Source organism: Pseudomonas sediminis (genome assembly GCF_002741105.1).
GTDB classification, from domain to species: Bacteria; Pseudomonadota; Gammaproteobacteria; order Pseudomonadales; family Pseudomonadaceae; genus Aquipseudomonas; species Aquipseudomonas sediminis.
This window is the reverse complement of the sequence record NZ_NIQU01000008.1, coordinates 82,906-107,890: the sequence shown is the minus strand read 5'-3', so window position 1 is coordinate 107,890 and position 24,985 is coordinate 82,906. Positions and strand designations below refer to the sequence as shown.

Here is a 24,985-nt window from a genome sequence, read left to right as displayed (position 1 = left end):
AGAATAGGCCGATGACAGATCTCTCCCGCTCGCCAGGTTTTCCCTACACGCCGGCTACACCGGTGGAGGCGCGTTTCTATCGTCCGCCGCTGCCGGCAGGACATATGCCGCGCCCCAGGTTATGCGATCGTCTCGAAGAGGGCTTGCAAGGGCGCTTGCTGCTGGTCAGTGCGCCAGCAGGCTTTGGCAAAAGCTCACTGGCCATCGAGTTCTGCGAGCGACTACCCGATCACTGGCACAGTCTATGGCTCGGGCTGAGTGAGCGTGATCATGATCCGGGGCGCTTCCTTGAGCGCCTGTTACAGGGGCTGCAGCAGTTCTACCCCGGTTTGGGGGAGGAGGCGCTCGGGCTGCTGAAGATGCGCCAGCGTCACCAGCCCTTCGCGTTCGAGCAGTGGCTCGACGGCTTGCTCGATGAGCTGACTCAGCAACTCGATGATGGTCAGCCGCTGTTACTGGTGCTGGACGACTACCATCTGGCGCAGGGGCCGGTGCTGGATCGTTGCCTGCAATTCTTCCTCAACCACTTACCACCCGGCGTGCTGCTGTTGGTCACCAGCCGTCAGCGGCCGGATTGGCACCTGGCGCGTCTGCGCCTGTCGCGACAGTTGCTCGAACTCAGCGAGCAGGACCTGCGGCTGACCGCCGCGGAGTTGGATGCTCTGCTGGCAAGTCAGGGCGCGCACCTGGAAAAGCAGCAGGTCACCGGGATTCTGCAGCGCAGCGAAGGGTGGATTGCCGGTTTACGCCTGTGGCTGTTGGCTGTCGAAGAACTGGCCGAAGCTGGCGAGGGACTGCAACTGCATGGAGGAGAAGGGCTGATCCGTGAATACCTCCTTGAAGAGGTCATCGAGCGGCAGCCCGCCGAGGTGCAGCAGTTTCTCTACGAAACCGCCTGCATGGAGCGCTTCTGTGCCGAGCTGTGCGACGCGGTGCGTGACAGCCACGACAGCGCCGCGATCATCCGTCAGTTGCAGGCCAACCAGGTTTTTCTGGTGCCGCTGGATGAGCAGGGGCATTGGTTTCGCTATCACCACCTGTTTTCCGATCTGCTCAATGCACGGACTGCTGACGGTCTGAGCCGTTCTCACAGCGGTGCTCACCTGCGTGCCTGTCGCTGGTTCGCTGCGCAAGGCATGCTGGATGCCGCCATCGAGCAAGCACTGCTCGCTGGGCAGGCCGATGTCGCTGCCAGCCTGGTACAGAACCTGTCCGAGGAGCAGATGCTGGCGGAGCAGAACATCGCCATGCTGCTGCGCTGGAAAACCAATCTGCCGGATGACCTGCTGGCCAGCACACCGCGGCTGATCATGCTCTATGGCTGGGCACTGGCGCTGGCCTGCCAGCTGGACGCCGCCCAAGAGCTGCTTGATCAACTCGCACGCTTCCTTCCAGCAGCCGAGCCTTCCGCCCAGCGCAGCCTGCTGGCGCAGTGGCAGGCGCTCGACGGGGTCATCGCCCGTGGTCGTGGCGATGGTACACGTGCCGAGCAGCAATGTAGCGAGGCCTTGGCCGGTTTACCGGTGGAGCGTTATGGCCCGCACTTCATGTGCTTGTCGGCGTTGTCCAATCTGGCCATGGTGCGTGGCGATCTGTGGCGTGCGCGTGGGTTGAACCGCGACGCGCTGGAGTTGGCGCAGCGCATCGACAATCCTCTGCTCGAGGCACTGGCCCACTACGAGCGCGCCCGCGTACTGCAATCCCGTGGCGAGGTGCTGCGCGCGCAGGAGGAAGTGCATCAGGGGTTGCTGCTGGTGCAGCGTTTGCCTGCACAGCGTAGTTACTCGGTGCGAGCGCGATTGACGATTTATGAAGGTTATCTGCTTAGTCTGCGCTTGCAGCCTCAGGCCGTGGAGCGCTTGCGGGCGGGAATTGCCGAAGCGCGAGCCTGCCGCGACGTTGGGGCGCTAATCGGCTATTGCGTGCTGGCCAGCCTGGACGGACGTGATGGACGGCCTGCCGAGGCATTCGCACTGCTCGGTGAGGCCGAGCGCTTGATGCACGTCTGGGATGTGCCAGCGATTTATTACTTGGCGATGATTACGCTGATGAAGTGCGAGCTGTGGTTGCGTCAGGGGCAGGTCGAGCTGGCCGCTGCCTGGCTACCGCAGTTGGCGGAAACCTATGGTGATCAGGGGCGGGCACTGGCGCCAGAGTTTCACCCGCAGTTGGCGTTGCATATCGATCTACAGCAGGCTGCTCTGGAGCGCCTGCAGGGCGAGCTGGAGCATGCGGAGCGCCGTCTGCGTGCGTTGCAACAGCGTGCACAGGGGCTGGGTGGTCAGTTGGTTGGCCTGGTGGCGCAGGCCCAGCTCGCCCAGCTACTGAAGCAAACCGGGCGAGAGCGGGAGGCACAGCAGCAGCTCGACAGTTGCCTGGATCTCGCTCAGGGCGGTGCACTGTTACCTTTCATCGAGCTGTTGCAGCATCAGCCGCGGTGGCTACGAGAGCGCCTGCAGGGGCGACCGGCCTGTCCGCTGCGCGACGCGTTACTTGCCCAGTTGCCGGGCAGTCGGGATTCGGACGAGGAGGTGGTCGCGGAGGAGAGCGCCCTGGCGGAAAAACTCAGTGGCCGCGAGTTGGCGGTGCTGCAGTTGATCGCGCGCGGCTGCTCCAATCAGCAGATCAGCGAGCGTCTGTTTATCTCCCTGCACACGGTCAAGACCCACGCCCGTCACATCAACAGCAAGCTTGGTGTCGAGCGGCGTACTCAGGCGGTAGCGCGGGCCAAGGGCCTCGGCCTATTGCGCTGATATGTGCCTCACAGGAAAAGCCTGGAACGCATCTAGCAGGCTGGACCTTCGCCCTGACGCAGCAGCAGCGGGGCGGCAAGCTGGTGCCGATAGAACCGGCCGGCTATCCGATGCGCAAGGTGCTGTTGATGATCGCTGCCACACTGCTGATGTGCGGTGAGCGTGATCGCTGGATTTCACCCAAGCATGTGCCGCTGTGGCAGCACGATTTGCCGGGTATTCAGGTCAAGGTCTATCCGGGCGTCGGGCATATCCCCATGGAGGAAATTCCCCAGCAGAGCGCAGCCTATGCAATGAAATTTCTACTGAGCTGAGCGGAGCCAGCAAAGGCTCAGTGAAAACCCGGGGCACGAACAGGCCCGGACAGATTCCGGGCTTGTTTGTATTGCGTGGCGGGGCTGCGCTGCGTTTCAGGCGGCTCCGGCCTGAATCAACGAGGCACCATCAAACTCCTCGCGGGCGGCGTGCAGCAGTTCCAGGTTGTTGTGTTCCCAGGGGTGGAAACCGTCCTTGAAGAAATCCAGGTAAGTGCCGATCAGCGGGCGGAACACGCCTTCCTTGCCCCACATCCAGCGGACGCCGTCGCGCCATACGCGCCAGTTCCACAGCAGGCCGTCGACCTTGAGCATGTGCGCGAGGCCTCTCGTGGTATCGAGCACGAAGAAGAAGGTGCCCATGATCATCGCTCGGCGCAGCAACTTGCGGCTGCCACACACCTGGTTGTAAACATCGAAGGCCACCGCTTTATGCTCGGTTTCCTCCAGTGCGTGCCAACGCCACAGGCGAGCCAGAGTCGGATGGGCACCCACCATATAGGCGTCATTTCTCAGCAGGCCATCGGCCATGATCGCGGTGATGTGTTCAAGTGCTGCGGTCGCGGCCAACTGCCGCTGCGGCGAAAATTTCTTCTGCGTGTAGCGAATGCGTGCGCGGGCACGTTTCTCCATGCGTTCGACGTTGTAGCCCAGCTCGCGCAGGCGCTGGCTGTACTCGAGATGCTCGCGGCTGTGATGGCCTTCCTGGCCGATGAAGCCGCGAATCTGCTCCTTGAGCAGTGGGTCGTCGATACGGTCGCGGAACTGGCGCACCGAGTCGATGAAGAAGCGCTCGCCATCGGGAAACAACACCGACATGGCATCGAACAAATGAGTCTTGAAGGCGTCGCCGCCGTTCCAGTGACGCGGCAACGGGTTGGGCAGATCGAAGTCCATGTGCCTGGGACGAATCTGCAATCCTTCCGGTGTGGTACTGGCCATGAGAGCTCCATTTCGCTATTTGACTGGTTCCCACTATGGGCGCCATGCACCGCTAAGCACAGGTTCGTAACAGCCAAGGTGGCAGTCATATCTGGCCATTGTGCAATTCCAGTAAAAAGTTGGGGTGGCCGTGGAGCGGCGAGCAGGGATTCGCTGAGTTAAGGTTGGTGATCAGGGCGGTCATTTGCGGCCGGCCAACAGAACAACGACCTCATGAAACACACCCTCAACTTCACTACCGAACTGGTGCCTGTGGCCTATGCCGAAGCACTCCTGGCGCTGGCCGAAGAGCTCGGCCTGGCGCGTGCCGAGCTGTTCGCCGCAGCACGGGTGCGTCCTGAGGTGCTTGGCAGCCCCAATGGCCGGCTGTCCTTTATCGACTTTCATCAACTGACCCAGGCCGCACTGGAGCGCTGCGGCGAACCGGCGCTCGGCCTGGTATTGGGACAGCGCCTGAACGTCTCTACCCACGGCATCCTGGGTTATGCGGTGCTGTCCAGCGCCAGTCTGGGTAAGGCGCTGCAGTTCGCCCTGAAGTATTACCGCGTGCTCGGTCTGTCCTTCGAGCTGGAACTGGTGGAGCGTGGCGAGGACATGGAATTACGCGCCGTCGAGTCTTTCCCCATGGGGCCGCAATCGCGCTTTACCGCCGAAGGCCTGCTGACCAGCATCCACACCATTGCCCGCTTTCTTCTGGGAGAAGAGTTGCAGGGCTTGGCCGTCGGTTTTGCTCATCCAGCACCAGACTACGCCGAGCGCTATGCCGAGGTATTCGGTGTGGCCGCGCAGTTCGAGCAGCCCTGTCATTGGCTGCGTTTACCCCGGCATTACCTGCAACGGCCCATGGCCCTGGCCAATCCGGCCACGGTGCAGATGTGCGAGCAACAGTGCGAAGCGCTGCTGGCCAGCCTCGATGTGCAGGACGGCCTGCTGACCCGCTTGCGCCGTCTGCTGTTGGCCCGCCCAGGCGAGTTTCCCGATCTGGAAAGCGCTGCGAGCGCCCTGCATACCAGTGGTCGTAGCCTACGTCGACATCTGGCCCAGATGGGCACCAGCTACCAGCAGGTGCTCGACGAAGTCCGCAAGCGCCTGGCTCTGCAATACCTGAGCACCACACATTTGCCGTTGTATGAAATCGCCTATCTGCTGGGCTTTAGCGACCCGTCCAACTTCCGCCGTGCATTTCGTAAATGGACCGGTAAACTGCCCGGCGATTACCGTAACGAGGCCTCCTGATGACCAACGCCGAACGCCCCGCCCTGATCCGCGAAACCTTCCCTGTCGGGCCTTTGCAGTGCAACTGCACGATCATCGGCGATCCGCTCACGAAAAAGGCTATCGTGGTCGATCCGGGCGGTAATCCCGATCTGATCATGGCGCGTCTGGAAGCTCACGGCCTGATGGTGGTGAGCATCATCCACACGCACGCTCACCTCGATCACTTTCTCGCCTCGGGACAGATGAAGGAGAAGACTGGCGCGACCTTGCACCTGCACAAGGAGGACCAGTTCCTCTGGGACAACCTGGAGATGCAGTGCAGCATGTTCGGTGTGCCTTACACGCCCGTGCCTGCGCCGGACAAGTGGCTGGCTGATGACGAGGAGCTGGCCTGCGGTTGCGGTGTGGCGCTGCATACGCCGGGTCACACGCCAGGATCAATGAGCTTCTGGTTCGAGGGCGCTAAGCTACTGATCGCCGGTGACACCCTGTTCCGTCGCGGTATCGGCCGTACCGATCTGTGGGGCGGTGATTACGCCACTATCGAACGTTCGATCAAGCAGCGCCTGTATAGCCTCGATGAGGATGCTACCGTGGTTACCGGTCATGGCCCGGACACTCGGCTGGGCGATGAGATGCGCGAGAACCCCTTTATTCGCGCGTGACCGGGCACTAATGGCGGCGTGATGACTCAAAGAGCCATCACCCACCGTTCATGGAGACGACTTCATGTTCCGCCTGCCCGTTATTGCCCTTTGCACCTCTGCGCTGCTGCTTGGCGGTTGCGCCTCGCAGAATCCTTATGATCAGAGCGCACCGAGCTCCAACCGCACCGCCACTTATGGCGGCATTGGCGCGCTGGCTGGCGCGGCTGCCGGTGCACTGATCAACCATGACAACCGTGGTAAGGGCGCGCTGATCGGTGCTGCTGTAGCCGGCGCCGCTGCGGCAGGTTACGGCTACTACGCCGACAAGCAGGAAGAAGAGCTGCGTCGCAGCATGCAAGGCACCGGGGTGGAGGTGCAGCGTCAGGGCGATGTGATCCAACTGATCATGCCCGGCAACATTACCTTCGCTACCGACTCGGCGCAGATCGCCAGCAACTTCTACCAGCCACTGAATAACCTGGCCAACTCCTTCCGCCAGTACAACCAGAACAGCATCGAGGTCGTCGGTCATACCGACAGCACTGGCTCGCAAAGTCACAACATGGCGTTGTCGCAGCGCCGTGCGCAAAGCGTGGCCGACTACCTGCTGGCTCAGGGTGTCGACCCTAGCCGTCTGAGCACCCGTGGCATGGGGCCGGACCAGCCGGTAGCGAGCAACGCCACGGCAGATGGTCGTGCGCAGAACCGTCGTGTCGAGGTGACATTGCGACCGTTGCCGGGCGTGCAGTAACGCGCGTGTACCGGGCAGAACTGCTCTGGATCGCAGTCCCGGTGCGCCCGGGCTGATAAGCTAGGGCGGAACTTCACCGTGCCTTGGCGGCTCGAAGACTGTGGCATGTCTGCCCGATACCAGAAGAAATCCTAAGGAATCCCTATGAAGACCAGACGTAATCTGATCGCAGCAACTGCGCTCATGGCCATGCTGGCTGGCTGCACCACCAACCCTTACACCGGCGAAAGCCAGGCTGGCAAAGCTGGTATCTACGGTGGTATCGGCGCGGCTACCGGCGCGGTCATCGGTGCTGCGACCTCGAGCAAGAAAGATCGCGGCAAAGGTGCGCTGATCGGTGCGGCAGTCGGTGGCGCGGCTGGTGGTGGTTATGGCTATTACGTCGACACCCAGGAAGCCAAACTGCGTCAGACGCTGCAGGGCACTGGCGTGCAGGTGCAACGCAACGGCGATGACCTGAAATTGATCATGCCGGGCAACATCACCTTCGGTAGTAACTCGGCGGACATCTCCAGCAGCTTCTACCCGACGCTCAACTCGCTGGTGCTGGTGTTCAAGGAGTTCAACAAGAACGGCGTGAACATCGTCGGCCATACCGACAGCACCGGTTCGCAGGAACTCAATCAGAGCCTGTCGCAGCGTCGTGCACAAAGCGTGGCCAACTACCTGACTGCCAACGGCGTGCCGGGGCAGCGCATCTCTGCCTACGGTGCTGGCCCGAGCCAACCGATTGCCAGCAACTCCACCGATGCTGGCCGGGCGCAGAACCGTCGCGTCGAGATCAACCTGCGTCCGCTCTAAGGTCGCATTGCGTTGAACGAAGCCTCCCTCTGGGAGGCTTTTTCATGTCGATTGACAAGCGCTGTTACTGACGTCTTTCTGCGAGGCGCTAGAGGGCGTTTCCGACAACCTTCGTGACCGCCCGTCGTGTCCTTTGTGGCCAAAGGCCACTCATTCAAAACCTGACTAGAATGCTTGCTGTGGTTCTGTGATGTCCGCGCGCGGATGCCCCGTGCGCGTTGGTTCTGGATGACCGAAGGAGCGCGAATGGACGACAGAGCTGTCGAGCGGCCGCCAAGGCCCTGGACACCGCTGCTGGCTGCATTTGGCCTGTTTATCGGGCTGGGTGGGTTGATTTATTGGCAGTGGAATACCCTGCAGGAACGTGAGCGGGAAGACAGTCAGCATCGCTTTGCGCTTGAAGCGCAGGATATTGGTCAGCGAGTGATGGCGCGCATGCAGGCTTATGAAATGGTCCTGCGTGGCGTTTCGGGGCTGATGACCGGGAGTGACCGGGTTTCTCCCATCGAGTGGGAGCGGGCGCTGGATCAGCTGCAATTGCAGGATCGTTATCCGGGGATACAGGCCGTCGCCTGGTCGCGCTACCTGAGTCACGCGCAGTTGGGCGATTTTCGAGCCGAGCTGAAAGCGGATGAGCGCCTCGATTATCAGGTGTTTCCCGAGGGGGAGCGCGAGTACTACTTGCCTATTGATTACGTCAGTCCTCTGGATTGGCGTAACCGGCGCGTACTCGGTTTTGACATGCTCAGCGAGGCGATCCGCCATCAGGCCATCGAGCGCAGCCTTGAAAGCGGTGATGCCAGCCTGAGTGGGCCGGTGGTGTTACGCCAGGAAATCGATGTCAACGTGCAGCAGGGTGTGCTGCTGTTTCTTCCGGTCTTTCGTCCTGGCGTGCCACTCAATACGGTTGAGCAGCGTCGCGCTGCGCTGCTGGGAACAGTGCATGGCGCGTTTCGTAGCCACGATCTGATCGAGGGCATCCTGGGCGGTCAGGCACGGCGTTTCGACATTCTGCTGAGGGATCTGCAGGCATCGGATGCTCAGTTGCTGGGCGGCGAAACCCATGCTAACGGCTGGAAGCCGCGTTTTCAGAAGCACATGGAGTTGCCGCTGTACGGCCGTACCTGGGACTTGGAGGTCATCGGCACACCCGAGTACGAGCGCGGTCTGGTCGATCGTACCGGTACGCTCGGACTCTGGGCTGGTTTGGCGGCGACACTGCTTCTGTCAATTCTGGTCGGCGGTTTTCTCTATCAGCGCGAGCGCAAACTGCAGATCAGTGAGCGGGCCGCCGTGGCCCTGAGTGAGCGAGAAGAACGCTTCCGTCTGTTGGTCGAGCGTCTGCCGGTCGCGACCCTGCTGTGCGACGACAAGGGCCGTATCGAGATGGCCAATCGCAGCGCCGCCGAGCTGTTCGATTGTCCGCTCAATGCCTTGCCGGGTGAGACCGTGCTGCGCGTCCTGCCCAACATCGAGTCACCGAAAGACTTGCAGGCGCAGTTGGCCGAGAGTGACGAGCGCATGGTGCGGACGCTGCGCGGCGAGTCGATTCCGGTCAGCATCAGCCTAAATCTGCTGCACGAAGGCAGCAGCTACCTGATCAACCTGGTGGACCTGCGTGCGCGCAAGGTGGCCGAGGAGCGTTTCCGGCTGGTGGTCGAGGCCTCGCCCAATGCCATCGTGCTGGTCGATGGCCTGGGACGCATTGCCATGGTCAATCGGCAGACCGAGCTGCTGTTCGGCTACGAGCGTCAGATGCTGCTCGGCGAACCGGTGGAAATGTTGCTGCCTGACGCGCAGCGTGGCAGCCATGTAGCAATGCGTCGGGGCTATCAGGCGATGCCCGAGCAGCGCCGCATGGGCAGCAATCGTGAACTGTTCGGTCAGCATCGTGAGGGGCGGCTGATCCCGCTGGAGGTGGGGTTGTCGCCGATTCGCAGTGGCGACGAGAACCTGGTGCAGGCGGTGATCATCGACATCAGCGAGCGCAAGGCTGCCGAGCAGAAACTGCGTGAGCAGGCCGAGCAACTGTTGTTGGCTAACCGCTATAAATCCGAGTTTCTCGCCAATATGTCCCATGAGCTGCGCACGCCGCTCAACAGTATCCTCATTCTCAGTGACCAGCTGCGGCAGAACCTGGCGGGAAATCTGACCGAGAAGCAGAGCAAACATGCTGATATCGTGCACCGCGCTGGCAGCGATCTGCTGCAACTGATCAACGATGTACTCGACCTGGCCAAGGTTGAGTCGGGGCGCATGCAGCTCAAGCTCGAGCCGATCAACATGCAGGACGTGCTGGTGGAACTCGATGCCAGCCTGCGGCCGATGGCCGAGCTCAAGGGCTTGCGTCTGCACACCCAGCTGGAGGCCGGGGTACCACGCGTCATTCACAGCGACCGCGTGCGACTGCATCAGATACTGCGCAATCTGCTGTCCAACGCGCTGAAGTTCACCGATCAGGGCGAGGTCACCCTGACCGTCGGCAGCCAGGGGCGCCAAGATGATGAGCGCGAGTTGCTGAGCTTCAGCGTGCGTGACACCGGTATCGGTATCGACCCTGCGCAACACGAACAGGTGTTCCAAGCCTTTCAACAGATCGACGGCTCCACCAGTCGGCGTTTCGGCGGTACCGGGCTGGGGCTGGCCATCACCCGTCAGCTGGTGTTGGCTCTGGATGGCGATATCAGCCTGCAAAGTGCGCCGGGGCAGGGGTCTACCTTCACCGTCAGGTTGCCGGTGCAGGCTGGACCACTCAGCCTCGAGGCGCCGGTGGAGGGGCCGCAGCGTGCAGGTGACGGCCCGCCGCTGTTGATCATCGAGGACGATGCCAATTTTGCTGCGGTGATCGCCGAGGAGGCTCACGCCCATGGGTTTTCCAGCGTGCACTGCCGTACTGGTCTGCAGGCATTGGGGCTGTTGCAGCAGGAATCGTTCAACGCGGTGATACTCGACATCCTGCTGCCTGATCTGAGTGGCTGGCAGCTGTTCCGTCGTCTGCGCGCCCAGCCGAACCATCGGCATACGCCGGTGCACATCATCTCCTGTGTCCCGCAACCGGTGGGTTGGAACGATGATGGCACTCGCTATCTGGTCAAACCCATTGGCCGTGATGAACTGGAGCAGGTGTTCATCGAGTTGCAGCACGGTGAACAACACGAGCAGGCATTGCTGTTGGTGGAGGATGTCGAGGTAGAGCGCGAGCACTACCGCGAGCAACTGAAGGAGCTGGGCTTCCAGGTCGTCGCCTGCGCCGATGGCGAGCAGGCGCGCGAGGCTTATGCGCAGGGGCAGTTCTGCGCGCTGGTGATCGATCTCGACCTGCCGGATCAGGATGGTTTCGCTCTGCTCGACAACCTCAACCAGATGCGCACGTTGCAGGGCACGCGCGTGGTGATCAATACCGGTGTGGACGTCACGCAACAGACCCTGCAGCGCCTGCGCCGCTACAGCGCCGTGGTGGTGCGCAAGCATGGTGATGACACCGATGCGCTATGCCAGGCGGTACAGGGCTTTCTCGGTGACGTGCGTGCGCCGCAACCGGCCCAGGCAAGGCTCAATCCGTTGCAGGGAAAACGCATCCTGCTGGTGGATGACGATGTGCGTAACGTCTACGCGCTGACGGCGTTGCTGGATGAAGTGGGGCTGCGCGTCAGTTCCGCCAAGGACGGCATCGAGGCCATTGCCACTTACCAGCGTGACCCGTTCGACTTGATCCTGATGGATATGGCCATGCCCAACATGGACGGCTATACCGCCACGCGCCTGCTCAAGCAGGAGCATGGATGCGTCATCCCGATCATCGCGCTTACCGCTCATGCCATGAAGGGTGACCGCGAGAAGTGCATCACCGCAGGCGCGGATGACTACATGGCCAAGCCGATCAAACGCGACGAGCTGCTGGCATTGTTGGAGCGCTGGCTGGGTATGCCGACCATGTCTTTGCCTGGCGATGGGCTAACCTGATGGCAGGAGTAAGTGGTGCAAGGGCAGATGGACAGGGGAGTGACGATGGCCCAGGCGCAGAGTAAGAACGCCGCTGTACCCGCCAAGCAGGTTCTGTTGGTGGTGGATGACCGTATGGAGAACCTCGAGGCCATGCAGGCGCTGCTCGAGGATGGCGAGTGGCTGCTGCGTTGCGCCAGCTCCGGTGAAGAGGCCCTGCGCTGTCTGCTCGAAGAAGATGTCGGGCTGGTGCTGCTCGATGTGCAGATGCCGGGTATGGACGGCTTCGAAGTCGCCCGTCTGATGCGTGGCAACCCGCGGACGCGATTGACGCCAATCATCTTCGTATCCGCCATCGCGCAGACCCACGATGCCGTATTGCGTGGTTATAGCACTGGTGCCGTGGACTTCATGCTCAAGCCCTTCGACCCCAGTGTGTTGCGCCATAAGATTCAGAGCCTGCTGGAGCACGAGCACAATCGCTGTGAATTGCAGACACTTTCCCAGCAGCTTGAGCGCGCCAGGGCATTCAACGCCTCGGTGCTGGCCAATGCCGCCGAGGGTATTCTGGTGGTCGGCGAGGATGGTCGCATCCAGTTCGCCAACCCCGCGATGGCGCAGATGCTCGATGGCGAGGTGGCTGATCTTGAGGGCGTCGATCTGCTGTCGTTTCTCAAGAATCCAGCCAGTGAAGGCGGCTGGCAGCAGTCCGAGTTCTACCTGCACTTTAAACGCGAGGCGACCTATCGCGTGCACGAAGCGATGTTGCGCACGTTCAAGGGCGGTTGCCTGCCCGTGGCGCTGTCCTGCTCACCACTGCCGCGGCCGCAACGTGCGATGGTGCTGATCGCGCTGGATATGTCGGTGGTGCGTAATCTGCACGCGCAACTGGAGTCGCAGGCGGTCACTGACGCGTTGACCGGCCTGCTCAATCGCCGTGGCTTTCATCAGGCACTGGAATCGGCGTTGGCGCGTATCGAGCGCAGCGGTCAGCGGGTCGCGGTGCTGTACCTGGACCTGGACGGTTTCAAGCGCATCAATGACTCGCTCGGCCATGATGTCGGCGATCAGTTGCTGCGCCGTGTCGGTGAGCAGCTCAAGGCCTGCTTGCGTCCCTATGACAGCCTGGCGCGCATCGGTGGTGACGAATTCACCGCGCTGCTGGACAACCTCGGCCACCCCGAGGACGCCGCCAAGGTCGCTGAGAAGCTGATCGAGCTGGTCTCGGTGCGCCATACCCTCGACGGTGTGGACTTCACCCTCGGCGCCAGCGTTGGCATCGCCTGCTTTCCTGAATGCGGACAGAGCGTGGAGGGCCTGCTGCGTTCCGCCGACATGGCGATGTATGAAGCTAAGCGCGCCGGTCGCCAGCAATACCGCTTCTTCTCACCAGAGATGAACGGACGTGCGCGTTCGCGGCTGATGCTCGAAGAAAGCCTGCGTCACGCCATCGAGAACGATGACTTCGTACTGGTTTATCAGCCGCAGTTCCATCTGGATAGCGGACGCCTGCGCGGCTTTGAAGCCTTGCTACGCTGGCAGCATCGTGTCGCAGGCACCGTGGCGCCGAACGTGTTCATTCCGCTGCTCGAAGAAACCCGCCTGATCAACCGTCTCGGCGAATGGATCTTCCGTGAGGGTGCCAGGCAATTGGCCGTGTTCAAGCAACGGTTCGGTGAGGACATGGTGCTCAGCCTCAACGTCAGCCCGGTACAGTTCGGCATGCCGCAACTGGTGACCGACCTGCAGCGTGTGCTCGACGCTCACGGTCTGAAGCCCAGCCAGTTGGAAGTGGAGGTCACTGAGAGTGCGCTGATGCAGGATCTGGAGCTGACGCAGGCGCAACTGCGCCATCTGCGCGAGCTGGGGGTGAAGATTGCCATCGATGATTTCGGCACCGGCTATTCATCATTGGCGTATCTGCGTCACTTCGAGCTCGATACGCTGAAGATCGACCGTCTGTTCGTCTCCAACATGCTCGACTCACCACGTGACGCTGCGGTGGTCAGCACCATCATCGATCTTGGCCACCACCTGGGCCTGGAGGTCATCGCCGAAGGCGTCGAAACCCAGGCCCAACGTGAATGGTTGACGCAACACCATTGCAGCATCATGCAGGGCTTTCTGGTGGCGCCGGGCGTGCCGGCCAGCAGCGCGATGCAGATGCCGGCGCTGCTGGATTGGAGCAAGTTGCCCTTGCCGTCCCCTGATCAGTGAGCCCGCGCATCAGATGGGGCGCGAAGCCGGGGCGGGGCGCAGCGCCCTCTAGGGCCTGGGCTACGCCGAACGATGCAAGCTGGCGAGCTCGGCGTCCTTCTCCTCCCAGAGGCGATTGACCCACTGCTGGAAGGCCAGGCGATAGTCGTTGTCCTGGTCGTAGTTACGGCCGATGAATTCGCGCGGAATATCCACCTGCTTGAAAAACACCTGCACCGCATCCAGGCGCCCACAGAGCAAGTCCCAGAAGCCTGGTACGCCATGCGGGTAGTGGATGGTGACGTTGACGATGGCGTGAAGCTGTTCACCCATGGCGTCGAGCACGAAGGCGATGCCGCCTGCCTTGGGCTTGAGCAGGTGCTTGAACGGCGACTGCTGCTGCGCATGCTTGGCCGGGGTCAGGCGGGTGCCCTCGAGGAAGTTGAACACCGCCACGGGGTTGGTCTTGTAACGCGCGCAGGCTTTGCGCGTGGTGGCCAGGTCCTGGCCACGCTTTTCCGGATACTTGGCCAGGTATTCCTTGTTGAAGCGCTTCATGAAGGGAAACTCCAGCGCCCACCAGCATAGGCCGATCACCGGCACCCAGATCAGCTCCTGTTTGAGGAAGAACTTCAGCAGCGGCATACGTCGGTTGAGCAGGTACTGCAGCACCAGGATATCCGCCCAGCTCTGGTGGTTGCTGGTGACCAGGTAGGAGTGACGAGTATCGAAGCGCTCCAGGCCCTGGACGTTCCATTCGATGTGGCCAACCAGGCGCATCCAGAATTTGTTGACGCCGATCCAGCTTTCGGCGATCCCGTGCATGACGAAGCGCAGTGCACGCTGGATCGGCGCGAATGGCAGCAGCAGTTTGAGCAGAGCGACGAAGAACAGCGGCCAGCACCAGAACAGGGTGTTGAGAGCCAACAGCAGGCTCGCGATCAGGCCACGCAGCGGCGCGGGAAGAAAGTGCAGCATCGGGCAAACGCCTCCGTAAGCAGGCTGCACGCCCTGCGGGCAGCCTGAGAAAGGGGCTTTCTCTGCGCCCCGTATCAGTCGAAAGAGCTGCGGCGTTCCGTGCAGCGAGCTGGTTCGGCGCCAAGGGTAACGGTTGTGCACTGACCTGCAAGTGCCAGTGATGACCATCAGGTTTTGTTCGCTCGGTGCGCACCGGCTGTTTCGGCCGGTGCGCACGGCGCATCCTGTGGCCTCTCTAGCTTGGTAGATCCGCCGCCTGAATGGCCGTTAGCGCGATGGTGTAAACGATGTCGTCGACCAGTGCACCGCGCGACAGGTCGTTCACCGGCTTGCGCAGGCCCTGTAGCATCGGGCCGACGCTGATGCAGTCGGCGCTGCGCTGCACGGCCTTGTAGGTGGTATTGCCGGTGTTCAGATCGGGGAACACGAACACCGTGGCGCGGCCGGCCACCGGGCTGTTCGGCGCCTTCTGCCGGCCGACGCTCTCGATGGCCGCCGCGTCGTACTGCAGCGGGCCGTCGAGCAGCAGGTCCGGGCGTTTCTCGCGGGCCAGGCGGGTGGCTACGCGCACTTTTTCCACTTCTTCGCCGCTGCCGGAATCACCGGTGGAGTAGCTGAGCATGGCAACGCGCGGCGGGATGCCAAAAGCCTGCGCCGAGTTGGCGCTCTGCAGAGCGATCTCGGCGAGCTGCTCGGCGTTCGGGTCCGGGTTCACTGCACAGTCGCCATAGACCAGCACCTGGTCCGGCAGCAGCATGAAGAACACCGAGGACACCAGGTTGTAGCCCGGTGCGGTCTTGATCAGCTGTAGGGCCGGGCGAATGGTGTTGGCGGTGGTGTGGATGGCGCCGGAAACCAGACCGTCGACCTCGTTCAGGGCGAGCATCATGGTGCCGAGTACCACGGTGTCTTCCAGCTGCGCTTCTGCCATGGGCGCATTGAGGCCCTTGCCCTTGCGCAGCTCGACCATCGGCTCGATGTAGCGACCGCGAATCAGGTCCGGGTCGAGAATCTCAAGGCCTTCCGGCAGCTCGATACCTTGCGCACGGGCCACGGCGTGCACGTCTTCCGGCTTGGCCAGCAGTACGCAGCGGGCGATGCCGCGTGCCTGGCAGATGGCGGCTGCCTGCACCGTGCGTGGCTCGCTACCCTCAGGCAGGACGATACGTTTGGCGGCGGCCTTGGCTCGTTGCACCAGTTGGTAACGAAAGGCCGGTGGCGATAGGCGCAGCTCGCGCGGGGTGCCGCAACGGGCGCTCAACCAGTCGTGGTCGATATGCCCTGCGATGAAGTTGGAGACCTTCTCCGCGCGCTCGCGGTCATCCAGGGGGATTTCCTTGTTAAGGCGGTTGAGATTGGTGGCGGTGTCGTAGGAACCGGTGCTCACCGTCATCACCGGCAGGCCGCTGGCCAGGGCGCCCTGGCACAGTTCCATGATGCGTGGGTCGGGGGCGAAATCGCTGCACAGCAACAGGCCTGCCAGCGGCACGCCATTCATCGCAGCCAGGCTGGCGGAAAGGATGATGTCGTCGCGATCACCCGGCGTCACCACTAAGGTACCGGGCTTGAGCAGTTGCACACTGTTGGCGACAGCGCGCGCGCAGAGCACGATCTTCAGCATGCGTCGCTGCTCATAGTCGCCAGCGTTGAGGATGCGTGCGCCGAGCAACTCGGCGATGTCCTTGGTGCGCGGCGCGTTCAGTTCGTCCTGCCAGGGAATACAGCCGAGCAGGCGGAAGCTCTCGGTCTTGAGCAGGGGCGAAAGCTCCTGCAGTCGTTCGGTGAAGGCTGCGATGCCGTTGTCGCTGCGCACCTTGTTGAGGATCACGCCGAGCACCTTGGGATCTTTGGGGCCGCCGAACTGCTGGGCCTGGATCTCGATGCGATCGGACAGCTCGGTGAGGTTCTCGTCTTCCGGGGCGCTGACCAGAATCACGTCGGCATCCAGGCTCTTGGCCAGGTGCAGGTTGACCCGAGCGGCGTAGCTGGCGTGGCGCGTCGGCACCATGCCTTCGACGATGACCACGTCCTTGTCGACTGCCGCCTGCTGATAGAGGCTGATGATCTCTTCCAGCAGTTCGTCCAGCTGGCCGTCGCCGAGCATGCGTTCGACATGGCTGAGCGGCAGCGGCTTGGGCGAATTCAGGCCATGGGTGCGGGCGATCAGCTCACTGGAACGCTCCGGGCCGAGGTCGCCGGCATGCGGTTGGGCGATGGGCTTGAAGAAGCCAACCTTGAGACCGCTGCGCTCCAGCGCGCCGACCAGGCCGAGGCTGATGGAGGTAAGGCCGACACCGAAACCGGTGGGGGCGATGAAGAAGGTATGCATGAAATAGCCTCAGTCGAGCAGGGCAAGAGTGTCGAGGGCGATCTGCCGCTCTTCGTTGGTCGGTACCACCAGCACGCGCGGATGACCATCGGCGTGAATGGCGCCGGCGACGCCGCGCACGCAGCGGGCATTGGCCTGGGCGTCCAGCTGCAGCCCAAGCAGGCCGAGATGGTCCAGGGTCTTGCTGCGGATCAGCGCGGAGTTCTCGCCGATACCGCCAGTGAAGATCAGGCCGTCGAGACGGCGCAGCGCGCAGCTCATCGCCGCCAGCGATTTGGCCAGGCGGTAGCAGAACACCTCGATGGCCAGGGCAGCGCCGGCGTGGCCCTGTTCGCGGGCCTGCTCCAGCGTGCGCATGTCGTTGGACAGGCCGGATAGACCGAGCAGGCCGCTGTCCTTGTTGAGCATGCTGTCGATCCGCTCCAGGCTCCAGCCCAGGGTGCGGGCCAGGTGGCCGTGCAGGTTGGGATCGACATCGCCGCTGCGAGTACCCATCACCAGGCCTTCCAGCGGCGTCAGGCCCATGCTGGTATCGCGGCTGTGGCCGTTTTCCACGGCGCAGGTGGAGCTGCCATTGCCCAGGTGCGCCACCAGCCAACTGCTGGCGTCGTACGCCAGGTCGCTCATCTGTGCAGCCTTGCGACTCACATAGCGATGACTGGTGCCGTGGAAGCCATAGCGGCGTACGCCGTGTTCGGCGTAGAGCGCGTGCGGCACCGCGTAGCGATAGGCGTGCTCGGGCAGACTCTGGTGAAAGGCGGTGTCGAACACCGCCACCTGCACCAGGTCCGGGAACAGCTTCATCGCCGCCTCGATGCCTTGCACATTGGCCGGGTTGTGCAGGGGAGCCAATGGCGCGACCTGGCGGATGGCCTGCAGGCTGGCAGCGTCCAGACGAGAGGCGCCGGAAAAGTGCTCGCCGCCATGCACCACGCGGTGACCGATGCCGTTTAGCTCACCGGCTGCGGCCTGCTGTACCACGGGTAGAAGATGAGACAGGGCCAGGCGGTGGTCGGCGCCCGGCAGAACCAGGCTGTCCTTTTTGTCGCCTTGTTGCCAGTGCAGTACCGCTTCGGGGCTGCCAAGACGCTCGGCCAGGCCGCTGAGCATGAAGGTTTCCTGCGCTTCGTTGACCAGGGCGAACTTGATCGACGAGCTGCCGCAGTTGATCACCAGAATGTTGCGTGCAGACATTTAAGCTTCCTTGGATTCATCGTGCGACCGATCCATGGCGCACCAGCCACAGGGGAAGTGGCTTCCCAGTCTGACTTGGCGTTGCTCTGGATCGAGTACCCAGGGCCGATTCTGCCAGGGTGGTCGGTGGCGTACATGCTGAGTATGGCCACAGGATAAGACTGCCACCCAGTCACCGTGCTCGTCCTGACGAAAATCAACGATCCGTACGGCCCGTTTGTCCGGGCTCGGGTCGCAATCCAGGCTGGCGTTGGTTAAACTTGCCCGTTCATTTATCTTTCGCAAAAGGTCTCCCCATGCTGATCGCCGCCAACAAGGCCGTCTCCATCGACTATACCCTGACCAACGATGCCGGCGAGGTGATCGACAGCTCCACTGGCGGTGCGCCGCTGGTCTATCTGCATGGTGCTGGCAATATCATCGCCGGTCTCGAGAAGGCCCTGGTTGGCAAGCAGGTTGGCGATGAGCTGGACGTTTCCGTCGAGCCGGAAGAAGCCTACGGTGAATACAGCGCCGAGCTGGTCGCGACCCTGAGCCGTGCCATGTTCGAAGGCGTCGACACCCTGGAAGTGGGTATGCAGTTCCACGCTTCGGGCCCGGACGGCAGCATGCAGATCGTTACCATCCGCGATATCGACGGCGACGACGTGACTGTCGACGGCAACCACCCGCTGGCCGGCCAGCGCCTGAACTTCAAGGTCAAGGTCGTGGCCGTACGTGACGCCAGCGAAGAAGAAGTGGCTCACGGTCACATCCATGGCGAAGGTGGTCACCACCACTAAGTTGCCTGTCAGGCGACTTGCGGTCGTTCCTAGTGGAGCAACCGCTGCTAAGCTCAAGCTTGCGATAAAGGCGCCTCAGGGCGCCTTTTTCATGCATGGCGGTCTGTGCGCTTGCAGCCGCTTCGAGGATTTACCGGGCCGTGCGCCCGCTGCACTGAATTCGCTGAGGAAGTTCGTCATGAGTGCTTTTCACGATCTCAATCTGCGTGCGCTGGACGGCCAGGAACTGCCGTTGGCGCCCTACAAGGGCCAAGTAGTGCTAGTGGTCAACGTCGCCTCCAAATGCGGCCTGACCCCTCAATACGCCGGGCTGGAAAAACTCTATCAACAGTACAAGGACAACGGTTTCACCGTGCTTGGTGTGCCGTGCAACCAGTTCGCCGGCCAGGAGCCAGGCAGCGAGGACGAGATTCGTTCGTTCTGCAGCCTCAACTACGGCGTGAGCTTTCCGCTGGGCAGCAAGCTGGAGGTCAACGGCCCTGCTCGTCACCCGCTCTATCGCCTGCTGGCTGGTGAGGGTGCCGAATTTCCCGGTGATATCACCTGGAACTTCGAGAAGTTTCTGGTCGGCCAGGACGGCCGTGTGCTGGCGCGTTTCTCACCGCGTACCACGCCGGACGATCCGGCCTTGATCCAGGCCATCGAAAAAGCCTTGGGCCTGTGAAGTAGCAACGCCTGCGCTCGCTATCCTGGGCGCAGGTGAGGCTAATCGGCCAAATTCCCGGCCATTTCCCCTTGCACCCTTGTTCTCATCGTCATCCGCTTGCTTAATCGGCCGAGATGCCGAGGAGTGCGCCCATGACCAACTTTCCCAACGAGCAACCACCTGCCATGGCCTCACCGGGCGAGTTGCGTGCACTGATCGAAAGTCGCCGTGCGGTGCGCCGTTTCACCCCTGAACTGGTGCCGGACGCGGTGATCCGCGATTGCCTGGAACTGGCCGTGCTGGCGCCGAACTCCTGCAACCTGCAGCCCTGGAGTTTCCAGGTGATTCGCGACCCGGCGCTGCTGGCGCAGCTGCACCCGGTCTGCATGAGCCAGAACGCTGCACGTGCGCCCTTGATTATTGCCGTGCTGGCGCGCCCGGACACCTGGCGTCAGGCCTGCCGCAACGTCATCGATTACTGGCCAGAGGCCGAGGTACCGGCGCGCATCCGTCGTTTCTACAGCAAGACCGCGCCGTTTCAGTACAACCAGGGGCCGCTGGGCCTACTCGGCCTGTTCAAGCGCCAACTGGTGCGGCTGATGGGGTTACGCAAACCGCTGATGCGCAAGCCCAACAGCAAGGCTGATATGCGCCTGTGGGCGGTTAAGTCGACGGCGCTGGCGGCAGAAAATCTGATGCTCGCTTTCCAGAGTCACGGCTACGCCACCTGCCCGATGGAGGGCTTCGACGAGCCGCGTTTGCGTCGTGTGCTGGATATACCGCGCCAGGCCATCCCCATCATGCTGCTGGCGGTGGGGCGTCAGGGCGAGAAGGGTGTGTACAACCCGCGCTTTCGCTTTCCGCTGGAACAGCACGTCACCTGGCGCTGATCTGGATCAAGTCGCCACATCTTGAATACGGCGTAATCGTCCTTATCTAGTCTGCATTCGGCGAGTTTCTTTTTTCGGGGATGTTGTCCCGGCTCGCCACTCTGGAGGAAGGATATTTATGCGTATCGATCGTTTGACCAGCAAGCTGCAACTTGCACTCTCCGATGCCCAATCCCTGGCGGTGGGCATGGATCATGCCGCCATCGAGCCGCTGCACTTGATGCAGGCGCTGCTCGAGCAACAGGGCGGTTCGATCAAGCCGCTGCTGATGCAGGTCGGCTTCGACATCAACAGCCTGCGTCAGGGCCTGACCCGTGAACTGGATCAACTTGGCAAGCTGCAGAACCCCACGGGCGACATCAACCTGTCGCAGGACCTGGCACGTCTGCTCAATCAGGCCGACCGCCTGGCCCAGCAGAAGGGCGACCAGTTCATTTCCAGCGAGCTGGTGCTGCTCGCTGCCATGGACGAGAGCAGCAAACTAGGCAAGCTGCTGCTCGGCCAGGGTGTATCGAAGAAGGCCCTGGAAAATGCCATCGCCAACCTGCGCGGCGGCCAGGCCGTCAACGACCCCAATGTCGAGGAATCGCGGCAGGCGCTGGACAAGTACACCGTCGACCTGACCAAGCGCGCCGAAGAAGGCAAGCTCGACCCGGTGATCGGCCGCGACGACGAGATCCGCCGCACTATCCAGGTCCTGCAGCGCCGGACCAAGAACAACCCGGTACTGATCGGCGAACCCGGTGTGGGCAAGACCGCCATCGCCGAAGGCCTGGCCCAGCGCATCATCAATGGCGAAGTGCCGGATGGCCTGAAGGACAAGCGCCTGCTGTCGCTGGACATGGGCTCGCTGATCGCCGGCGCCAAGTTCCGCGGCGAGTTCGAGGAGCGCCTCAAGGCGGTGCTCAACGAACTGGGCAAGCAGGAAGGGCGCATCATCCTTTTCATCGACGAGCTGCACACCATGGTCGGCGCCGGCAAGGCCGAGGGCGCCATGGACGCCGGCAACATGCTCAAGCCGGCCCTGGCTCGTGGGGAGCTGCACTGCGTCGGCGCGACCACACTGGACGAGTACCGCCAGTTCATCGAGAAGGATGCCGCGCTGGAGCGTCGCTTCCAGAAGGTACTGGTGGATGAGCCGAGCGAGGAAGACACCATCGCCATCCTGCGTGGCCTGAAAGAGCGCTACGAGGTGCACCACGGTGTGACCATCACCGACGGCGCGATCATCGCCGCGGCCAAGCTCAGCCATCGCTACATCACCGACCGCCAATTGCCGGACAAGGCCATCGATCTGATCGACGAAGCAGCCAGCCGCATCCGCATGGAGATCGACTCCAAGCCGGAGGAGCTGGATCGCCTGGATCGTCGCCTGATCCAGCTGAAGATCGAGCGCGAGGCGCTGAAGAAGGAAGACGACGACGCAGCGCTCAAGCGCCTTGAAAAGCTCAAGGAAGACATCACCCGGCTGGAGAAGGAATACGCCGACCTGGATGAAATCTGGAAGTCGGAGAAGGCCGAGGTGCAGGGTTCGGCGCAGATCCAGCAGAAGATCGAGCAGGCCAAGGCCGATCTCGAGGCAGCGCGGCGTAAGTCCGACCTGCAGCGTATGGCCGAACTGCAGTACGGCATCATTCCGGATCTGGAGCGCAGCCTGCAGATGGTCGACCAGCATGGCAAGGCTGAGAACCAGTTGTTGCGCAGCAAGGTCACCGACGAGGAGATCGCCGAGGTCGTGTCCAAGTGGACGGGCATTCCGGTGAGCAAGATGCTCGAAGGTGAGCGCGAGAAGCTACTGAAGATGGAGGGTTTGCTGCACCAGCGCGTTATCGGCCAGGACGAGGCGGTGGTCGCTGTCTCCAACGCCGTGCGCCGTTCGCGCGCTGGGCTGGCCGACCCCAACCGTCCGAGCGGCTCGTTCCTCTTCCTCGGCCCGACCGGGGTGGGCAAGACCGAGCTGTGCAAGGCGCTGGCCGAGTTCCTCTTCGACACCGAAGAGGCGCTGGTACGCATCGATATGTCCGAGTTCATGGAGAAGCACAGCGTTGCCCGGCTGATTGGTGCACCGCCCGGCTACGTGGGTTACGAAGAGGGCGGTTATCTGACCGAGGCCGTGCGCCGCAAACCCTATTCGGTGGTGCTGATGGACGAAGTCGAGAAGGCGCACCCGGATGTGTTCAACGTGCTGCTGCAGGTACTGGAAGACGGTCGCCTGACCGACAGCCATGGCCGCACCGTGGACTTCAAGAACACGGTGATCGTGATGACCTCCAACCTCGGCTCGGCGCAGATTCAGGAGTTGGTCGGCGACAAGGAAGCGCAGCGCGCGGCGGTGATGGATGCGGTGAGCAGCCACTTCCGTCCCGAGTTCATCAACCGTATCGACGAAGTGGTGGTGTTCGAACCGCTGGGCCGCGAGCAGATCGCCGGCATCGCCGAGATCCAGTTGCAGCGTCTGCGTGGCCGTCTGGCCGAGCGCGAGCTTAGCCTGGAGCTCACGCCGGAGGCGCTCGACAAGCTGATCGCGGTCGGCTACGACCCGGTGTATGGTGCGCGTCCGCTGAAACGGGCGATCCAGCGCTGGATCGAGAACCCGCTGGCGCAGCAGATACTCTCTGGCGATTTCGCCCCGGGGGCGGTAGTGCATGCCAAGGTCGATGACGAAGAAATCGTGTTCGCCTGATCGTTTGCCGCGTCAACACAAAGGCCCGCCAATTTGGCGGGCCTTTGCTTTTGTAGCCCGGATGAAATCCGGGGAGTCGGCGTCAGGTTTTCCCGGATTGCATCCGGGCTACGTTGCTGCGTGTTTCGCGTAGGAGCGGCTTCAGCCGCGATTTTCCTCGTTCGCTGCTGAAGCCGCTCCTACGTAAAGGTTCAGCGTCCTAGCAACAACCACCCCAATGCTTCTTCTTCGAGGTATGGCCGATGCCAGGGTTGAAGGTGTTGGTCGGGTCGAGTTCGCGGTAGAAACCGGCCAGCGCCGGCTTGGCCACGTACAGATGGCCAACGTTGTGCTCGGCCGGGTACTCGGCTTGGCGAGCGTCCAGCAGCTTCCACATGCGGTGTTCCATGGCGATCGGGTCGACGCCTTTCTTGACGATATAGTCCTGGTGGAACACATGGCAGAAGAAGTGCCCGTAGTAGAGCTTGTGGATGATCTGCTCTTCCATCTCCTGCGGTAGCGTCTCGACCCAGTCGCGGTCGTTGCGGCGCAGGGCGATGTCCAGGGCGAGGATGTCCTCGACACTGCTGCGGTGCGACTCGCGGTAGCGGATCGCGGCGCCGGCCACGGCGAAGCGGTGCAGGAAGGCTTTGCGCCCCTCATCGGCATCGCACTCGAAATAGGCACCGCTGTCACTGCCAGTGAAATACTCGGTCAGGAAGCTGCGGGTCTGTTCCAGCGTGTCGTTGGAAACGCGCACCAGCAGGTGATGCTCGAAACGGTCACGGTACTCGCGCATGCGTTGCGGTAGGTGGCTGGGCAGCAGGTTCATCAGGGCCTGGATCACCTTGTCGGTCACGCCACGCAGGCCGAAGCGCTCGAAGAAACCGTCCACGCGGCTCTTCATGGCGAAGGCGGCCGGCACCTTGGACGTGCCGAATTTGTCGATCACCAGGAAGGTGTCCTTGCCGTACTTCTCGCCGATGTCGAATGCCGTGCGGTGGATGTATTCCCCGGCAATCGGCAGGCGCGGCAGCTTGGCCAGCAGGTGGCGGCGCACTTCGGTCAGGTCGTGCGGGTCGTTGCTGCCGATGTAGAACACCGTGCTCGGCTCTTTCGGGAAGGTGTCCAGACGCACGGCGAACAGGCACAGCTTGCCTGCCGAACCGGAGGCTTCGAACAGGCGCGACGGGTCAGCATTGAAGCGCGCCGGTGTGTCGGCATCGACGTCGCGCACGTGCTCGCCGTAGCGTGCATCAGAGGCCTTGGCAGTGTCCTCGTTGCGTACCTGCTGCGGCGTGTAGTCGCCGTTCTGCAGGCGGGTGAGGATTTCCTCCGGATCGTTGCCCAGCTCGATGCCCAGATGGTTGACCAGCTCCAGCGCGCCGTCATCTTTCACCTGCGCATACAGCGCCAGCTCGGTGTAGGCCGGGCCGCGACGCACCAGGGCGCCGCCGGAGTTGTTGCAGATACCGCCAAGTACCGAGGCGCCGATGCAGGACGAGCCGATCACCGAATGCGGTTCGCGATTCAGTGGCGCCAAGGCCTGTTCCAGGCGATCCAGGGTCGCGCCCGGTAGGCACACCACCTGCTGACCATCGTTGATCAGTTGTACCCCGGTGATGCGCAGGGTGCTGATCAGCACGATCTCGCGGTCGTAGTCAGCGCCATCCGGGGTCGAGCCTCCGGTCAGGCCGGTATTGGCTGCCTGCATGATGACGATACGGTCGGCCGCCACTGCCGCCTGCAGGATGCGCCACTGCTCCAGCAGCGAAGCGGGGCGTACCACGGCCAGGACGTTGCCCTCACCGGTGCGGTGGCCCTTGCGGAAGCGCCGCGTGCTTTGTTCGTCGGTCAGCACGTGGCTATTGCCGACGATCTGGCGCATCTGCGCCAGCAGGGCGTCACGGCTGACGGGAGTGGCGGCTGCAGTATTCATG

At 62.4% G+C, this 24,985-nt stretch carries 17 protein-coding genes and 1 pseudogene; 12 read left to right on the top strand and 6 right to left on the bottom strand.

Annotation, left to right across the window (positions count from 1 at the left end; all coding sequences use genetic code 11):
* The first annotated feature begins 11 nt into the window (after positions 1–11).
* Both CDO35_RS18550 and CDO35_RS18545 read left to right on the top strand, forming a co-directional pair.
* A complete protein-coding gene (locus CDO35_RS18550; protein WP_099526136.1) occupies positions 12–2,753 on the top strand; it encodes a winged helix-turn-helix domain-containing protein in 2,742 nt (913 codons plus the stop codon).
* A 134-nt stretch (positions 2,754–2,887) separates the two neighbouring features.
* Positions 2,888–3,067, top strand: a pseudogene (locus CDO35_RS18545) (alpha/beta fold hydrolase); the annotation flags it as partial.
* Positions 3,068–3,163: 96 nt separating this feature from the next.
* Here CDO35_RS18545 and CDO35_RS18540 read toward each other — a convergent pair.
* On the bottom strand, positions 3,164–4,009 hold the full coding sequence (locus CDO35_RS18540) for a metal-dependent hydrolase (protein WP_099526135.1): 846 nt from the start codon (positions 4,007–4,009) through the stop codon (positions 3,164–3,166).
* Between the two features lie 213 nt (positions 4,010–4,222).
* On the opposite strand from CDO35_RS18540, the gene CDO35_RS18535 reads away from it, so the two are divergent.
* The 6 genes from CDO35_RS18535 to CDO35_RS18510 all read left to right on the top strand — a co-directional run bounded on the left by CDO35_RS18535 (position 4,223) and on the right by CDO35_RS18510 (position 13,585).
* Positions 4,223–5,245 (top strand): AraC family transcriptional regulator, encoded by a 1,023-nt coding sequence (locus CDO35_RS18535; RefSeq protein WP_099526134.1) that lies wholly within the window; start codon positions 4,223–4,225, stop codon positions 5,243–5,245.
* Positions 5,245–5,892, top strand: coding sequence for an MBL fold metallo-hydrolase (locus CDO35_RS18530; protein WP_099526133.1), 648 nt, complete (start codon positions 5,245–5,247; stop codon positions 5,890–5,892). The genes CDO35_RS18535 and CDO35_RS18530 overlap by 1 nt, the downstream gene beginning before the upstream one ends.
* A 64-nt stretch (positions 5,893–5,956) precedes the next feature.
* On the top strand, positions 5,957–6,625 hold the full coding sequence (locus CDO35_RS18525; RefSeq protein WP_099526132.1) for a YiaD family glycine zipper/OmpA-like lipoprotein: 669 nt from the start codon (positions 5,957–5,959) through the stop codon (positions 6,623–6,625).
* A gap of 144 nt (positions 6,626–6,769) precedes the next feature.
* Positions 6,770–7,426, top strand: a complete 657-nt coding sequence (locus CDO35_RS18520) for a YiaD family glycine zipper/OmpA-like lipoprotein (protein WP_099526131.1) — start codon at positions 6,770–6,772, stop codon at positions 7,424–7,426.
* A gap of 246 nt (positions 7,427–7,672) precedes the next feature.
* Positions 7,673–11,389, top strand: a complete 3,717-nt coding sequence (locus tag CDO35_RS18515) for a response regulator (protein ID WP_099526130.1) — start codon at positions 7,673–7,675, stop codon at positions 11,387–11,389.
* A gap of 45 nt (positions 11,390–11,434) precedes the next feature.
* On the top strand, positions 11,435–13,585 hold the full coding sequence (locus CDO35_RS18510; protein WP_099526129.1) for a putative bifunctional diguanylate cyclase/phosphodiesterase: 2,151 nt from the start codon (positions 11,435–11,437) through the stop codon (positions 13,583–13,585).
* Between the two features lie 60 nt (positions 13,586–13,645).
* Here the strand turns inward: CDO35_RS18510 and CDO35_RS18505 are convergent, their stop codons facing one another.
* The 4 genes from CDO35_RS18505 to CDO35_RS18490 all read right to left on the bottom strand — a co-directional run bounded on the left by CDO35_RS18505 (position 13,646) and on the right by CDO35_RS18490 (position 18,350).
* On the bottom strand, positions 13,646–14,542 hold the full coding sequence (locus CDO35_RS18505) for an acyltransferase (protein ID WP_099526128.1): 897 nt from the start codon (positions 14,540–14,542) through the stop codon (positions 13,646–13,648).
* Between the two features lie 235 nt (positions 14,543–14,777).
* Entirely contained in the window at positions 14,778–16,871 is a 2,094-nt protein-coding gene (pta, locus tag CDO35_RS18500; protein ID WP_099526127.1) for a phosphate acetyltransferase, read from the bottom strand.
* A 9-nt stretch (positions 16,872–16,880) separates the two neighbouring features.
* Positions 16,881–18,065, bottom strand: coding sequence for an acetate kinase (locus tag CDO35_RS18495; RefSeq protein WP_099526126.1), 1,185 nt, complete (start codon positions 18,063–18,065; stop codon positions 16,881–16,883).
* Positions 18,066–18,350: a DUF3565 domain-containing protein gene (locus tag CDO35_RS18490; protein WP_099526125.1), complete on the bottom strand. Its 285-nt coding sequence runs from the start codon at positions 18,348–18,350 to the stop codon at positions 18,066–18,068.
* Between the two features lie 11 nt (positions 18,351–18,361).
* Between CDO35_RS18490 and CDO35_RS18485 the strand changes: the two genes are divergently transcribed.
* The 4 genes from CDO35_RS18485 (at position 18,362) to clpB (ending at position 23,066) form a co-directional block, all read left to right on the top strand.
* Entirely contained in the window at positions 18,362–18,847 is a 486-nt protein-coding gene (locus CDO35_RS18485; RefSeq protein ID WP_099526124.1) for an FKBP-type peptidyl-prolyl cis-trans isomerase, read from the top strand.
* 178 nt (positions 18,848–19,025) lie between these two features.
* Positions 19,026–19,511, top strand: a complete 486-nt coding sequence (locus tag CDO35_RS18480) for a glutathione peroxidase (RefSeq protein WP_099526123.1) — start codon at positions 19,026–19,028, stop codon at positions 19,509–19,511.
* A 134-nt stretch (positions 19,512–19,645) separates the two neighbouring features.
* Complete coding sequence (locus tag CDO35_RS18475; protein WP_099526122.1) at positions 19,646–20,383, top strand: nitroreductase family protein; 738 nt, start codon at positions 19,646–19,648, stop codon at positions 20,381–20,383.
* 118 nt (positions 20,384–20,501) lie between these two features.
* The gene (gene clpB / locus CDO35_RS18470) at positions 20,502–23,066 is read left to right on the top strand and encodes an ATP-dependent chaperone ClpB (protein WP_099526121.1); all 2,565 of its coding nucleotides are present in this window, start codon (positions 20,502–20,504) and stop codon (positions 23,064–23,066) included.
* A 199-nt stretch (positions 23,067–23,265) separates the two neighbouring features.
* Here the strand turns inward: clpB and dld are convergent, their stop codons facing one another.
* Positions 23,266–24,984, bottom strand: a complete 1,719-nt coding sequence (gene dld, locus CDO35_RS18465; RefSeq protein WP_099526120.1) for a D-lactate dehydrogenase — start codon at positions 24,982–24,984, stop codon at positions 23,266–23,268.
* Position 24,985 lies beyond the last annotated feature (1 nt).

Bases quoted from the DNA above. Each gene is read 5' to 3' on its own strand.
- CDO35_RS18550 (WP_099526136.1), top strand. From the start codon at position 12: ATGACAGATCTCTCCCGCTCGCCAGGTTTTCCCTACACGCCGGCTACA.
- CDO35_RS18540 (WP_099526135.1), bottom strand. From the start codon at position 4,009: ATGGCCAGTACCACACCGGAAGGATTGCAGATTCGTCCCAGGCACATG.
- CDO35_RS18535 (WP_099526134.1), top strand. From the start codon at position 4,223: ATGAAACACACCCTCAACTTCACTACCGAACTGGTGCCTGTGGCCTAT.
- CDO35_RS18530 (WP_099526133.1), top strand. From the start codon at position 5,245: ATGACCAACGCCGAACGCCCCGCCCTGATCCGCGAAACCTTCCCTGTC.
- CDO35_RS18525 (WP_099526132.1), top strand. From the start codon at position 5,957: ATGTTCCGCCTGCCCGTTATTGCCCTTTGCACCTCTGCGCTGCTGCTT.
- CDO35_RS18520 (WP_099526131.1), top strand. From the start codon at position 6,770: ATGAAGACCAGACGTAATCTGATCGCAGCAACTGCGCTCATGGCCATG.
- CDO35_RS18515 (WP_099526130.1), top strand. From the start codon at position 7,673: ATGGACGACAGAGCTGTCGAGCGGCCGCCAAGGCCCTGGACACCGCTG.
- CDO35_RS18510 (WP_099526129.1), top strand. From the start codon at position 11,435: ATGGCCCAGGCGCAGAGTAAGAACGCCGCTGTACCCGCCAAGCAGGTT.
- CDO35_RS18505 (WP_099526128.1), bottom strand. From the start codon at position 14,542: ATGCTGCACTTTCTTCCCGCGCCGCTGCGTGGCCTGATCGCGAGCCTG.
- pta (WP_099526127.1), bottom strand. From the start codon at position 16,871: ATGCATACCTTCTTCATCGCCCCCACCGGTTTCGGTGTCGGCCTTACC.
- CDO35_RS18495 (WP_099526126.1), bottom strand. From the start codon at position 18,065: ATGTCTGCACGCAACATTCTGGTGATCAACTGCGGCAGCTCGTCGATC.
- CDO35_RS18485 (WP_099526124.1), top strand. From the start codon at position 18,362: ATGCTGATCGCCGCCAACAAGGCCGTCTCCATCGACTATACCCTGACC.
- CDO35_RS18480 (WP_099526123.1), top strand. From the start codon at position 19,026: ATGAGTGCTTTTCACGATCTCAATCTGCGTGCGCTGGACGGCCAGGAA.
- CDO35_RS18475 (WP_099526122.1), top strand. From the start codon at position 19,646: ATGACCAACTTTCCCAACGAGCAACCACCTGCCATGGCCTCACCGGGC.
- clpB (WP_099526121.1), top strand. From the start codon at position 20,502: ATGCGTATCGATCGTTTGACCAGCAAGCTGCAACTTGCACTCTCCGAT.
- dld (WP_099526120.1), bottom strand. From the start codon at position 24,984: ATGAATACTGCAGCCGCCACTCCCGTCAGCCGTGACGCCCTGCTGGCG.